This window comes from Ralstonia sp. 110700041-2 (assembly GCF_056280165.1).
This window is the reverse complement of sequence record NZ_JBSFAI010000010.1, coordinates 200,452-214,470: the sequence shown is the minus strand read 5'-3', so window position 1 is coordinate 214,470 and position 14,019 is coordinate 200,452. Positions and strand designations below refer to the sequence as shown.

Below are 14,019 nucleotides of genomic sequence, written 5' to 3'. Positions count from 1 at the left end.
TGGCTATCTGTGAATCTCGACTTCTTCATCTGCAGAACTCCCTCTTAACGAGAAAATTCTACTTCTCCCAGCGGTGGATTTCAGGGGGTATTACCCCTGTATCGGCGAGGACGTTATTCAATTTTGCCGATCGAACCTATTTTCAGCTTGCTTTGAAGCGCCCTGGTTTAGCTGTTGGTGATTATCAGACGGGGCGGCTCACTGGCCTACCTGCCATCTCTGTCGCCACGGCAATGCGCGATGGGGGCGGCAAACCTTTCGCCGTCGTGTTCGCCTCATTAAGGCTGACATCCCTTGAGCGTGAGAGCCCGAACTCGGTCGATAGCGAGGCCCGCATTACGATCCTCGATCGAAACGGAGTGATTCTGCTGGCCTCAGACCCCCTGATCGGGCGGGTTGGACAGTCTCTCCAGCGCTCCGGGTTGCGCGAAGCGTTCATGGCACGGGCCCGCGATGTTCGCATCTCAACAGACGCGACAGAGCCGTTTCGGCTGATTGGGTCCATGTCAGCCGGACCCCGCGACGATCCGTCGGCAATCACGGTGCTCTACACGTCGCGTGGGTCGGCTGTGTTCTCCGGCTTATATCGCGATCTAAGGCTGAGGGCGCTTGCCGCGCTCGCCTTGATAGCGATAGCCGTCAGTGCCGGGTGGACAGGCACAAATGCGCTGATCGGCAAGAACATTCGCCGTATCGCCAACGCCGCAGCGCGCATGCGAGGGCGCGATTTTCACACGCGAGTCGCCCATGAGGTTTCGGGTAGCGAGTTCCAGCTGATAGCCGTGCAACTCGATGAGATGGCGAAGGAGTTGGAGCAGCGGGAGCGCGAGTGGATGTCCTCGATCCAGAGGCAGTCTCATCAAGTGGATCTCTTGCGGCGGATCGCGCAAACCGAACCGCTTGAAGGCATTCTTCGCTCCATATGCGAATTCGCCGAAGAGCAGGTGCCCGGTGCGCAGGCATCGCTGCTGCTCGTCGACGAAGATCGTTGCGTCACAAGCTGCATCGCCCCCAAGCTTCCCAAGTCCTATTGCGACAGCCTCATTGGTATTCGGGCAGTCAGCGGCGCGGGCTCTTGCGGCACGGCCATTGCGGAGCGCAGAGTCATTGTTTCGGAGGACATCGAAAGCGACCCTCTGTGGGTGGATTTTCGGACGCTTGCAACGTCACATGGCCTGCGCGCGTGTTGGTCGTATCCGGTCATTTCTACCGGAGATCGAGTCTTTGGTTCGTTTGCGCTCTATTTCAATGAGCAAAGAGCGCCACGGCCGGACGAACTTCCTGTCAGTCGAATGGCGGCGGAAGTCGCTGCAGTCGCGATCGACCGATACCAGACTGGTGAGGCGCTTGCCCAGTCCGAGGCTGAATACCGCTCACTTTTCGAGACGAATCCGTATCCGATGTGGGTGTCGGAAAGCGCGAGCGGAAAGTTTTTGGCAGTCAACGATAGTGCGATCAAACACTACGGATTCTCCCGTGAGACTTTCCTGGCGATGCGGGTGAACGATCTGGACGCACCAGAGCAGCACTCCCAGAAGAGCGAACCATCGACGGAAAGCGGCGGTGAGCGGCCGACCGTGACGAGCGGCGTCAAGCTGCATCGTGATGCTCGCGGGGATACACTTGAAGTGGAACTTGCATACTTTCCGCTTCGCTTTCAGGGACGGAACGCGACACTTGCGCTCATTTCCGATGTCACCTACCGGAGCGCGCTGACGCACACCATTCGTGAGCAGAAGGAGTTCTTTTCACTGCTCATGGGTTCGACGGTGGAAGCGATCTGCGGATTGGACCAGAACGGGTGTTGTACCTTCGCGAATGCTGCCTGCGAACGGCTGCTTGGCTACTCCGCTCAGGAGCTCGCGGGTAAGCCAATGCACGCGCTGATACACCACACGCACGAAGACGGCTCCCCGTATGAACTGGCCGCATGCCAGATTCAGAACAGCATTGCGTCAGGGGCGCACGTTCATGTGGACAATGAGGTGTTCTGGAGAAGCGACGGCACGTCACTGCCGGTCGAGTATTGGGCCTATCCCATTGTGCGGGACGGTCAGGTGGCCGGCTCGATCGTTACCTTCATCGAGACGAGCGAGCGCCGCAGGCAGCAGGACGAGTTGCGCCGCCGCGCGACGTTCGATGACTTGACCGGGCTTCTGAATCGCCCAAGTTTCGTCACGGCTCTCGAAACCCGACTGCAGCAGGCAGACGCCAGCGAGCGCCATCCCGTCGTCGCCATCCTGGATCTTGATGGATTCAAGGAGATCAACGACTCACTCGGGCATGCCACGGGCGATCAACTTCTTCGGGGCGTGGCTGAACGGCTTACTGATCAGTTGGGTCCCCACGCTGACGTTGGCCGTCTGGGTGGAGACGAGTTCGCTTTCGTCGTGGACGAGAGCTATGGTCCGCCAATCGCTACGCGCATCGAGGCGGTGATGGAGTCGATTCGTCGACCGTTCAGCATCGCTGGGCTCGACCTCGCAATCAACGGAAGCGTAGGGGCCGCGCGATATCCGGGAGCGGGTCTTGACGTGGATACCCTCCTTCGCAGTGCTGATGCCGCAATGTATGTAGCAAAGAGGGAGGGACACGGGTTCACCTTCACCGATAGGGTCGATGCCGGAACTCCACGCCCCTTCCTGCTGAGTGAACTGCGCAGGGCGCTGCAGGAGGACGAGTTCATCTTGCATTTCCAACCCACAATTCCCCTCCAGGGGCTACCTCACTTCGGTTTCGAGGCGCTCATTCGGTGGAACCATCCACGGCTCGGGATCGTGGGTCCGGGCGAGTTCATGCCGATGGTTGAAGTCAGCGATCTGATTCACCCGCTCACAGAGTGGGTCATCGCCTCTGCCGTATCGCGTTTCAAAACCATCATCGAATCATGGCCCAACGCGTTCGTTGCAGTGAACGTCTCGATGCGCAATTTGATCAACCAGAAATTCACTTCGAGCGTTCAGTATCTGGTCGAGCAGAATCGATTTCCGGTGAACTGTCTCAAGATCGAAGTCACGGAAAGTGCAGTCATGGCAGACCCCGACCGTACGCTGAGAGCCCTGAATGAACTTCATGGCCTTGGTGTTCGGATCGCGGTCGACGATTTTGGTACGGGGTATTCCTCTCTCGCCTACCTGCAGAAGCTGCCGGTGGATGACCTGAAGATTGATCGCTCCTTCGTGAGTGGTCTCTCTGGGAGCCAGCCATCAAAGGCGATCGTGCACTCGATCATTTCGCTGGCGCACAGTCTGGGCCTGTCGGTGACGGCGGAAGGTATTGAGTCGGAAGCAGACATGCGGATTCTTCGCGCCGCCGGCTGCGATTTTGGGCAGGGATACTACATCGGCCATCCGATGCCATTCGATGCAGTGCATGACTGGTTGAAGTCGCGCAGCTTTGTATAGCAGTAGCCAGGCAATCACTGGAGCAGGACCATCTCAGTTGCTGGTCGCCCGGCAGCACTGCTCACGCTCACGAAAAAGATTTGGCCCACATACGCGCATGACGGTTATCGTCGGGTGGGTAGATCTTGCTGAGGAATGGCTGTAAATGCATTGGCAAACCCATTTGCTGTTGCTGGTGTCTGAGGAATCGGGTTGCCGACGCTGCCGCGCCGCAGTGGGTTCGAGCGGCAGATCAGCCCGGTCCTACGCTCGCGCGAACCGAGCGTGCGGCAGTCGCTCATTCTGAAGACCCTGCCAGCAATGACAACGCGCAGGTCTTTGCCGCGCGTCGCGAATCGAAAAACAACTTTCAATGATCACGCGCTGTGTCGGTCGGCCTCGGAGCGCGTGACTAAAATATGGCGTTAGACGGTTTGATTGACAGCTGCAGGCGCGCGCTGCGCGTGGCGCATCGGGTCGTTACGCCTATTAGGGTTCTGCCCGCGCCCTTGAGCAGGCGGTTCTGTGGCGATATGACGGTGGCGGGTAACGCGTTCAGCAGTCCGTCTGCGCTGACCACAAGAGCGGAGCATCTCGTCGCTATAGGGGACGCGAGTCACGTTGCGGCGACTGCAGATCGCTTGTCGGTGCGGCGCCAAGCGACTGAAGCTTTCGGTAGATGCGATTGCGCGAAACACCCAGTGCGCGTGCGGCGGCTGACACGTTGCCGCCGTTCGATTTGAGCACCTGCCGGATGAGCGAGGACTCCAGTAGATCCAACGTCGCCTGGTCTGCCGATACCGGCAGCATGTCGTGTGCCGGTGGCTCCTGTGCCGGTTGCTCCCGATGACGTACATCTTCCAGGAAATCGTCTGGCAGATCATCCAACTGGATCTCATCGCCCTCGGCCATGACCATTGCCGAACGCACGAGATTGACCAGTTGGCGTATGTTCCCCGGCCAGTCGTATGTCTTCAACAGGCGCAGGACTTCGGGGGCAACCCGGAAGCGCTGACCACCGTGCTCACCAACCAGGAGGCGATTGAGCACCGCCTCGAAGTCACGCCGCTGCCGCAAGGGCGGGAGCTTGACCAATAGTCCGTTCAATCGGTAGTACAGATCGTCGCGGAACGTACCCCGGGCGATCATGTCGCGCAGATTGCGATGGGTTGCGCAAACCAATGCGACATTGACTGGAATCGCCTTGGCGCTGCCCAGGGGGGTGACGATGCGCTCTTGCAGCACACGCAGCAATCGCGCCTGCAGCGTCAGCGGCATATCGCCGATCTCGTCGAGGAACAGCGTTCCGCCATTTGCCTGCAGGATCTTGCCAAGGCTGCCGCGCCGGCGGGCTCCGGTGAACGCGCCCTCCTCGTACCCGAAGAGCTCTGATTCGATCAAGGTCTCCGGAATCGACGCACAGTTGACGGCAACAAACGGGCCTGCGCAGCGGGGTGAATCCTCGTGGATAGCCTGGGCCAGGAGCTCTTTGCCGGTACCGGTCTCGCCGATGATGAGGGTCGGGATATCGCGGCCGTTGAATTTTTTGAGCTTGCTGATCACTCTTGCGATTTCCGGGTCTCCGGTGTCCAACTGGCCCAGACCTGAGGTGGCCCGAGCCCGGACCGGGCTCGCAGTGCCGGCACGCGACTCGGCCTCCTGTCCCACCTTGTCTGCAGACAGCGGTCGTAGCAGCGATCCGCAATCGGTGCGTTGACGGATCGAGACCTTGGCATACAGGCTGACACCATTGGCAGCATGCACTCGCAGCGGATCTGGCGTTGCCGAACGATAGTGATCAAACAGCGCGGGCACGCTGAGCCCAAGGAGCGATTCCAGCGTGTGCCCGGCCAACGCCGACGGGGTCAGCCCGAGTTGGAACAGGGCGCTTCGATTGACCGCGCGATATCGCCCATCCAGCCCAAAAGACAGCATCCCCTCCATGAGCGTGCCGATCAATTCGGGTCGGCTGTGCAAGTGCAGCGTGATGCAGTCGGGATTGGCCGCAGCGAACAGCTGATTTTCAATTTGTAGCGCTGACATCCGGACCAGCGCCATGGTGTGTGCCGGAAAATTTCCCGGATCTCCGCTGACGTTGAGCACACCCGTGACCTTTCCGGATGCGTCAAAAAGAGGGACCGCAGAGCAGTTGAGGACATGGTTGACGCCAAGATAATGCTCATTGGCGCTGACCTGGACGGGCGCCCCTTCTACAAGTGCCGTACCGATGCCATTGGTACCGCGCAGGCGCTCGGACCACGTCACCCCCAGCGACAAGGCCACGCGGTCGGCCTTCTCCAGGAAGTCCTTGTCGCCCTGCGCGTGGAGGATCACGCCTTGGGCATCAGTGAGCAGCACGATGTTGTGGTGATGACTGATCTGCTCGTAAAGGGTTTCCATGACGGGCAAAGCGTACGCATACAGCGTACGGTTCTGCTCGATTGCGAGCGACAGCGCCGCCTTGCTCAGCGCGCTGAAGTCGGGGTTGTCCGTGACTTGAAGGCCGTAGGTGGTGGAGCGTCGATGAGACTGTTCGATGACGGCGGCATGCTGCCGTTGCCACGATGTACCGCTAAGGGGGGTATCGAGCAGGTTCCAGGCGCTTGAGACCTGGCTCACGCGCGCATCATTGGTCGGAGCAGGGTCGCTGGGGGCGCCAGGCATCTATGTCTCCTATTGTGCGTCTGATCGCGCGCACTGATGATCGGGTTGCTCCCGCTTGGATGGGCGGGTCGCACCCTTCTTGTAGGGCGTTTGCTTCGTATATTACAGGGCGGCAAACGGGCGTGCCAAACCCTGCGCACGAAATCCCGCACCCGTATATCGCTGTTTCGTTGCAGAACAACTGGATCGAAACGAATCAGCCTGTTCCGTTACGGATCAGCGCTGAACATCCCATTGCAGTGGCGCTGCTACGCAGTACGAGATGTCGTTGCTCGCGGCCAACAGGCATCAGCACAGGCGCTGCGGGACGTGAGCGTTCGCGCCATGGACGGTGATGCGGTCGGATCCAGGTGATGGCATGGTGTTTGCGATTAGTGGCGCGGCTGTCGTGAGGCGTCACAAAAGCCGCATGAACGTCACAATTCAAAAATCGAAATAGGAGACAACCATGGCATGGCAAAAACCCGAAGCGACCGATCTGCGTTTTGGCTTTGAAATCACGATGTATATCGCCAACCGCTGATTGCGGGTCGACTACACGAGCGTTGGGCGTCATGTTCGCAACTGCGCGATACGACCTTTGTGTCAGATCGGACGCAGGCTGCGAACGGGCGCCGCTTTTCTTCTAGACCTTCCCAATTACCGCTGAAGTACAAGCGCAGCCGCTCGGCGGACTGTGTGGGGATGTCTTTTTCCAAAAATCCATGAGGAGACAAACATGACAAGCAAGCTTGCAGCCAGACTCGCGTTGCTTTGCGCGGCAGTATCCTGCAGCGTTGCCGCACAGGCCCAGGACAACATGCAGAAACTGGAGGGGTTCAAGAGCACAGGGGCATCGTTGAACATCGAGACGGTGCCGCAGGGCGGGGCACGCGCAGCGGCGCTCAAGGCCAATCTCAAGCAGGTCAAGCTGCCGCCTGGCTTCAAGATCGATCTGTATGCGATCGTGCCGGACGCGCGTCACATGGCAGTTGGCCCCAATACGGGCGTGGTTTTCGTCGGTACGCGCAAGACTCGCGTGTGGGCCGTCTCCGACCGCACCAAGAGCCGTGTCGCCGATGAGGTGAAGGTGTTCGCACCGTCTGTCAGTTTCAAGATTCCGAATGGCTTGTGCTTTTCGCCGGACGGTGTGCTTTATGTCGCCGAACAGAATCGCGTACTGGCATTCCCGGCAGCCGATTTTTTCTATGAGAGTCCTGATGTTGCCACGGCACCTGTCGTGCCCCAGGGGGAACTGATCCCGGTTGAAGAAGAGAGCTTCAACCACACCGCCCGGACCTGTCGGATCGGCCCGGACGACAAGCTCTACATCACACTGGGTAACCCGTTCAATGTGCCCCCCAAGGAAAAGGTTGCCCTGTATGACAAGGTCGGGATGATGGGCATTATCCGGATGGACCGCGACGGCAAGCACCGCGAGGTATTCGCCCGTGGCGTGCGCAATTCGGTGGGGATGGACTTCAACCCCAAGGACAAGACCTTGTGGTTCACCGACAACCAGGTCGACGGAATGGGTGACGATATTCCGCCGGGCGAGCTCAACCGCGCCACGAAGGCTGGTGAGAACTTCGGTTTCCCCTGGTACGGCGGTGGGCATATCCGCACCGTCGAATACAAGAGCGAAACGCCGCCGTCCGGTGTGGTTTTCCCGCAGGTTGAAATGGCGGCACACGCTGCGGACCTGGGCATGACGTTCTATAAGGGCAAGATGTTCCCGGCCAAGTATCAAGGCGGCGTGTTCAGCGCTCAACACGGCTCGTGGAACCGCACAACGCCGGTCGGCGCGCGCATCATGTACACGCCGGTCAAGGCCGACGGAACCGCTGGCAAGACCGAAGTCTTCGCTGAAGGGTGGTTGACGTCGAATAACGAGTACCTTGGGCGACCGGTAGACGTGGCGACGCTGCCCGACGGCTCACTGCTGATCTCCGACGACTACGCCGGTGCAATCTACAGGGTGTCGTATGCGGCGGAGTAAGGGGCTGCTCGGTCTTGGCGCAGCGCTGATGCTGGCAGCAGCCCCGGCGATTGCGGCGGGCAGCGGTGCGCCTGCCAAGGCCACACAATGCTTCGCCTGTCACGGCGCGGATGGTTTGTCGAAGGCACCCGACGCACCTAATCTCGCTGGCCAGAACGAGCAGTATCTTGTCAAGGCACTGCAGGACTTTCGCTCCGGCGCGCGGGCGCACGAAGTGATGTCAATGATGGCCAAGGGATTGTCCGACCAGGACATTCAGGCGGTCTCTGCATACTTCAGTGCAATCGCGATCAGCGTGAAAGCACCGTAGTCTTGCCGGCGGGCGCCAAGCTTCGGCGCGGCGTCCGCTGGCCAGGTTTCTCAATCGGGCATTGCGCGCGGCGCTTTGCCCGGTTTCGTCATGACGCTCATGAGAATCATCGTGCTTGGCGCCTCGGCCGGAGGCGGTTTCCCGCAGTGGAATTGCAACTGCCGCAATTGCGCGGGTTATCGCGCGGGTACGGTCCGTGCGCTGGCGCGCACGCAATCGTCCATTGCCGTCTCGACCAACGGTTTGGACTGGCTTCTGATCAATGCGTCGCCTGACATTCTGACCCAGATTCGTGCCACGCCAGCGCTGCAGCCCGGGCGGGCGACGCGCGACACAGGCATCGCCGCAGTGCTGCTCATGGATGCGCAGGTCGACCATGTCACCGGCCTGATGATGCTGCGAGAAGGCGGGCGGCTGCGTGTGCATTGCACAGCTTCGGTCTGGGAGGACCTGACCGAACGTTTGCCCCTGACGCGGGTGCTGGCGCACTATTGCGGTACGGATTGGCAGCCGATCACGCTCGACACCGAGGCAGGACTGCAACGACCTTTTGAGGTGGCGGGTATCCATCATCTGCGCATCACGCCGTTTCCACTCAGCAGTAAGGCGCCCCCTTACTCGCCGCGCCGGCTCGAGCCCGATCCGGGCGACAACATCGGCATTTTGCTGGAGGACACGCATACCGGGCGCAAGACTTTCTACGCTCCTGGCCTTGGTGTCATCGAGCCGCACATTGCAACTGCCATGGCTGGTGCGGACTGCGTGCTGGTGGACGGAACCTTCTGGACCGAGGATGAAATGGTGCGCTCGGGCTTGTCGAGCAAGCTGGCCCACGAAATGGGCCACCTGCCGCTCTCCGGCGACGCCGGCATGCTTGCATTTCTGAACACGCTGGATGCGCGCCGCAAGATCGTCATCCACATCAATAACAGCAACCCGATTCTCGACGATGATTCCGCCGAACGCGCAGAGCTGACTCGATACGGCGTCGAGGTCGCATACGACGGGATGGAGATCGAACTTTGAGCCGAACCAACGCAAGCCCCGACGCTGCATGGCCGCCTGAGGAGTTCGAGGTGCAGTTGCGCGCAAAGGGCGCTGGCTACCACATCCATCATCCGTTCAACGTGCGCATGAACAATGGTGAACTGACGCCCGACCAGGTTCGGGGCTGGATCGCCAACCGTTTTTATTACCAGATCAACATCCCTCGCAAGGATGGCGCCATCATCGCCAATTGCCCGGATCGCGAAACCCGCCGGCTTTGGGTGCAGAGAATTCTCGATCATGATGGGAATGCTGATAGCCCTGGCGGTATCGAGGCCTGGGTGCGGCTGGGTGAGGCTGCAGGCATACCTGAGCAAGACCTCTGGTCGCTCAAGCATGTAGTGCCGGGTGTACGCTTTGCCGTCGACGCTTACGTGAATTTTGCACGGAGCGTGCCGTGGCAAGAGGCGGTGTGCTCATCGCTGACCGAAATGTTTGCGCCAAAGATTCACCGCGACCGGCTAGCCAACTGGCCGCAACATTATCCGTGGATCGAAGCCGGTGGTCTGCACTACTTCCGCAGCCGGATCACGCTCGCACAGCGCGATGTCGAACATGGCCTGAAGGTGACACTGGCACACTTCACGACACGTGCGCAGCAAGAGCGCGCCCTCGACATCCTGCAATTCAAACTTGATGTCCTCTGGTCGATGCTTGACGCGATTGAGCGCGCGTATCCCACTCGCTGAGCACGCCACAATGACGATCCCCAAGAAACCCCGCGTTGCCAAAATGTTTCGCCTGCAATGGGAGCCAGCCCAGCAAGCCCACGTACTGCTTTATCCGGAAGGCATGGTCAAGCTCAACCAGAGCGCAGCGGAAATCCTCAAACGCTGTGATGGCTCGCGCGACCTGTCCACGCTCGTGAATGAGCTCGAGCAGGCGTTCGGCTCGACGGGACTCCAGCAGGACGTGGAAGATTTCCTGCAAGCAGCCGCAGACCAAGGGTGGATCCAATGACCGACGTGCAAACCTTGCCTGTTGACGGCGCGGCTGTGTCGCCCCCGCTTTGGCTGCTTGCGGAGTTGACGCATCGTTGCCCGCTTCACTGCGTGTTTTGCTACAACCCGGTTGACTTCGCACGCCGGCGCGACGAGCTCAGCACCGCACAATGGATCGACGTACTGCGCCAGGCGCGCCAGTTGGGCGCGGCTCAGTTGGGCTTTTCGGGGGGGGAGCCACTGCTGCGTGACGACCTTGAGGAACTCGTCGCCGAAGGGCGGCAACTGGGCTTCTACACCAACCTGATCACCTCGGGTATCGGATTGACCGAGGCCCGGCTGGCCCGTCTCAAGGCAGCTGGACTCGACCACATTCAGCTTTCTTTCCAGGACTCCACGCGCGAGATGAACGACTTTCTGTCGAACACGCGCACGTTCGATCTGAAATCACGCATTGCTTTGTTGATCAAGCAATACGACTATCCGATGGTGCTGAACGTAGTACTGCACCGCCATAACCTCGATCATGTCGAGCGCATCATCGAGATGGCGGTAGCAATGGGCGTCGAGTATCTCGAACTTGCCAATACTCAGTACTACGGGTGGGGGCTGATCAACCGGGCGCAGCTGATGCCCACGCGGGAGCAATTGCAGCGTGCCGAGGCGGTGGTGAATGCATACCGTGGGAAGCTCGGCAACCGGCTGCGCATCCTGTTCGTGGTGCCGGACTACTTCGAGTCCCGCCCCAAGGCTTGCATGAGCGGCTGGGGGGCGGTGTTCCTGGCTGTTACGCCAGATGGTACCGCCTTGCCATGCCATGCGGCGCAGACCATTCCTGGCTTGCGCTTTCCTAATGTCGCAGATATGCCGCTTGCTGAAATCTGGAATCAAAGCGAGGCGTTCAACCACTTCCGTGGTGATGCCTGGATGCAGGAGCCCTGTCGCTCCTGCCCGGAAAAGCATAAGGATTTCGGTGGCTGTCGCTGCCAGGCACTTGCGCTCACAGGCGATGCGGCACAGGCTGATCCTGTGTGCGATAAGTCGCCCCATCACAGCCGGGTGCAAGAGATCGTGCTGCATGCCCGGCACACGCAGCAAAGCGCCGTGACGGGCGAGCACCCCTTGATATTTCGCAGCGATGCCAACTCGCTGCGCCTGTCGAGTGCTCCCAAGTGATCACCCGGGACCGGGCACATTTAGGCGTTTTTCATCGAGCGCGCTCAACCCCATAGGACGAAGCGGAGTTGTCTTTCCAGCCTTCCCGCTGCAGCATCACGTGCACACGGCGATAGCCGTAATGGACGCGCGTTCCCGCAATCTCTTTGATGCACGCAAGCAGTGCCGACGAGTCGCGAGCAACCGACCGATACGCGTATAGCGAGCATGACATGTGGAACAACGCGCAAGCCTTGGTCAGGCTCACGCAATAGCGGTCAACATCACCCACTGGCGGCACCCGCCAACTGGAAGCAAAACACCGCACCCTTTCCGGGCTGCGGCACCAGCCGGATTTCGCTGCCATGCAGCTGCAGGATTCGCTGCACGATCATCAGCCCGAGCCCACCGCTGCGTGAGCCATCGCTGCGGGCACCGCTCATGAACACTGGACGCACGAAGAGTCCCTTCTGAAGTTCACCTGGGATACCCGGCCCGGTGTCGCTAACCTGGACCGCGACCCCAGTATTCGTTGGACGCAACTGCACCTCGATCGCGCCGCCTACTGGCGTATGGTGGATGGCGTTGTCGAGCAGGTTTGTTAACACGCGCTCGATCATGCCCAAGTCGGCCGACACGATGGGCAGACCGGGCGCAATGTCTGGCTTGAGTTGTTGCTGACGCGCCCCTGCTGCCAACTCGAACTTCTGAAACACGTCTTGTACCAGGTCGGCCAACGCGAAATTTTCCTTTTCTGGCTTAACCACGCCGTACTCAAGCCGTGCTAGCTCAAATAGCTCCTGTGCGAGCCGGCCAACCTTGCGGCTCTGACCGAGCGCAATGTCGAGGTAGCGGCGGCGCTCTTCGTCGTCGAGGATACCGGCCTTCAGTCGGAGCGTTTCCAGGTAGCCGTGTAGTGAAGTCAGGGGCGTGCGCAGGTCATGCGAGATATTGGCGACGAGTTCGCGGCGCTGCTGGTCCTGCAGCGTCAGCTCTCGCCACTGCTCAGCAATGCGCCGCGTCATCTGCACGAAGGCCTGGCTCAGTGTCGCTATTTCTCCGCCACCGCGCGCAATGCGCTCCAGCGTCGCCGTTTGGCTTTCGAGCGATCCGATTCCTTCGGATTCGAAGCGTCGGACTACAGCCGTCAGCTCGCGCAGAGGCCGCGTGATGAGCCAGAACGCCACCGTGCCCGCTACAAGCCCGAGAAGAGCCACCAGCCCCATGGACCACAGCGTTGTCCGCAAAACGTTGTCAGCCGCCACGTGCGCGGCAACGGCGTCGTGGTCCTCGCCCTGCAGCACCACGTAGACGTAACCTGCGTCTCGGCCATCAACGCGCATCGGCGCGGCGCTAAAAACTTTGGGCGTTTGCAAGTTGCGTGGATCGTCACCGAGGACCGGCATCGTCGCACCAGCGAGCAGTCTGCGCACCGGTGCGAGGTCGACGCGGTCGCGCTTGAGGTGGCCGGGGGGCGCCGCTTGCGCCGCAATGTGGCCGTCAGGCGAGAGCAGGTAGACCTCTACGCTAGGATTCACCGCCATCAGTTTGTCGAACAGATCTTTCACCGCGACAGGGTTTAGTCCTTCCGGTCGCATCAGTTCGGCATTCTCCGCGATGTGTGCGGCCAACCCGCTCGACAAGCGTTGGATCACCTCCTGCTCGTGACGTCCGTTCGAGCGCAATTGCAGCCAAGCCGAAGTGCCGCAGCACACCAGCAACAGCACAGCGAATACCAGCGAGAGCCGTCGAGATAGCACTGCCTCCCCTCGTCCACTCATGCTGCGTCCTCCTTGCCGTCTGCCCCGATAGAGAGCTTGTAGCCGCGCCCCCAGACGGTGAGTATGCGCCGCGGCTGCGCCGGGTCGACCTCGACCTTGGCTCGCAGCCGGTTGATGTGAGTGTTAACCGTATGCTCGTAGCCGTCGTGCTGGTAGCCCCAGACTTGATTGAGCAGGTCGAGCCTCGAAAACACTTTGCCCGGATGACGTGCGAAGAAATGAAGTAGGTCGAACTCGCGCGGCGTGAGTTCGATCGGTTTGCCGTCGACGCGCACCTCGCGCGCTAGTGGTTCGATCTCAAGATTGCCTAGTGTGAGGCTACCCGACTCCATGCGCGCGTTACGCGCCAGCGCGTCGGTACGTCGAATCAGTGCCTTCACGCGCGCCACCAGCTCCAACACCGAGAAGGGCTTGGCAAGGTAGTCGTCTGCGCCGAGCTCCAGCCCCAAGATGCGGTGCACCTCGGTCGACCGGGCACTGATGATGATGATTGGCGTGTAGCGGGCCTGGACCCGCGCGCGGCGGCAAATCTCCAGGCCGTCGATGCCAGGCAGCATCAGGTCGAGCACCAGCGCATCCCAGTTGCCCCGTTCCATTTCCCGCTGGCCCGCATGGCCGTCAGCCGCGTGCACCACCGCATAACCCTCGTCCCGGAGGTGCATGCGCAGCAATTCCGCGATGTGTGCGTCATCTTCAACGAGCAGGACGCGTTTGGCAGAGTCCATGGGGCGTGGGGAAAGGGATGTCTAAAGCGTTCTTT

The 14,019-nt window shown here is 60.4% G+C and carries 11 protein-coding genes; 8 read left to right on the top strand and 3 right to left on the bottom strand.

The features are described 5' to 3' along the window. Positions 1 to 152 precede the first annotated feature (152 nt). Positions 153 to 3,404 (top strand): sensor domain-containing phosphodiesterase, encoded by a 3,252-nt coding sequence (locus tag ACUXH0_RS16660; RefSeq protein ID WP_259393707.1) that lies wholly within the window; start codon positions 153 to 155, stop codon positions 3,402 to 3,404. A gap of 579 nt (positions 3,405 to 3,983) precedes the next feature. Here the strand turns inward: ACUXH0_RS16660 and ACUXH0_RS16655 are convergent. Further along, a complete protein-coding gene (locus ACUXH0_RS16655) occupies positions 3,984 to 6,047 on the bottom strand; it encodes a sigma-54-dependent Fis family transcriptional regulator (RefSeq protein ID WP_024973677.1) in 2,064 nt (687 codons plus the stop codon). Positions 6,048 to 6,495: 448 nt separating this feature from the next. On the opposite strand from ACUXH0_RS16655, the gene pqqA reads away from it, so the two are divergent. The 7 genes from pqqA to pqqE all read left to right on the top strand — a co-directional run bounded on the left by pqqA (position 6,496) and on the right by pqqE (position 11,499). Then, positions 6,496 to 6,570, top strand: coding sequence for a pyrroloquinoline quinone precursor peptide PqqA (gene pqqA / locus ACUXH0_RS16650; RefSeq protein WP_009277167.1), 75 nt, complete (start codon positions 6,496 to 6,498; stop codon positions 6,568 to 6,570). Between the two features lie 195 nt (positions 6,571 to 6,765). Beyond that, positions 6,766 to 8,025 (top strand): PQQ-dependent sugar dehydrogenase, encoded by a 1,260-nt coding sequence (locus ACUXH0_RS16645; protein ID WP_004633354.1) that lies wholly within the window; start codon positions 6,766 to 6,768, stop codon positions 8,023 to 8,025. Further along, positions 8,012 to 8,335 (top strand): c-type cytochrome, encoded by a 324-nt coding sequence (locus ACUXH0_RS16640; protein ID WP_009239168.1) that lies wholly within the window; start codon positions 8,012 to 8,014, stop codon positions 8,333 to 8,335. Before ACUXH0_RS16645 ends, ACUXH0_RS16640 begins: the two co-directional genes overlap by 14 nt. A 99-nt stretch (positions 8,336 to 8,434) precedes the next feature. Beyond that, positions 8,435 to 9,361 carry a pyrroloquinoline quinone biosynthesis protein PqqB gene (pqqB, locus tag ACUXH0_RS16635; RefSeq protein ID WP_065851705.1) on the top strand — a complete coding sequence of 309 codons (927 nt, stop codon included), beginning with the start codon at positions 8,435 to 8,437 and terminating at the stop codon, positions 9,359 to 9,361. Next, complete coding sequence (gene pqqC, locus ACUXH0_RS16630) at positions 9,358 to 10,071, top strand: pyrroloquinoline-quinone synthase PqqC (RefSeq protein ID WP_024973675.1); 714 nt, start codon at positions 9,358 to 9,360, stop codon at positions 10,069 to 10,071. The genes pqqB and pqqC overlap by 4 nt, the downstream gene beginning before the upstream one ends. Positions 10,072 to 10,081: 10 nt before the next feature. Continuing rightward, complete coding sequence (gene pqqD, locus ACUXH0_RS16625; protein WP_004633350.1) at positions 10,082 to 10,342, top strand: pyrroloquinoline quinone biosynthesis peptide chaperone PqqD; 261 nt, start codon at positions 10,082 to 10,084, stop codon at positions 10,340 to 10,342. Continuing rightward, positions 10,339 to 11,499 (top strand): pyrroloquinoline quinone biosynthesis protein PqqE, encoded by a 1,161-nt coding sequence (gene pqqE / locus ACUXH0_RS16620; RefSeq protein ID WP_004633348.1) that lies wholly within the window; start codon positions 10,339 to 10,341, stop codon positions 11,497 to 11,499. The genes pqqD and pqqE overlap by 4 nt, the downstream gene beginning before the upstream one ends. 263 nt (positions 11,500 to 11,762) lie before the next feature. Here pqqE and ACUXH0_RS16615 read toward each other — a convergent pair whose 3' ends face one another. Then, positions 11,763 to 13,259, bottom strand: coding sequence for a sensor histidine kinase (locus ACUXH0_RS16615; RefSeq protein ID WP_009239164.1), 1,497 nt, complete (start codon positions 13,257 to 13,259; stop codon positions 11,763 to 11,765). After that, the gene (locus ACUXH0_RS16610) at positions 13,256 to 13,984 is read right to left on the bottom strand and encodes a response regulator transcription factor (RefSeq protein WP_004633344.1); all 729 of its coding nucleotides are present in this window, start codon (positions 13,982 to 13,984) and stop codon (positions 13,256 to 13,258) included. The genes ACUXH0_RS16615 and ACUXH0_RS16610 overlap by 4 nt, the downstream gene beginning before the upstream one ends. Positions 13,985 to 14,019 lie beyond the last annotated feature (35 nt).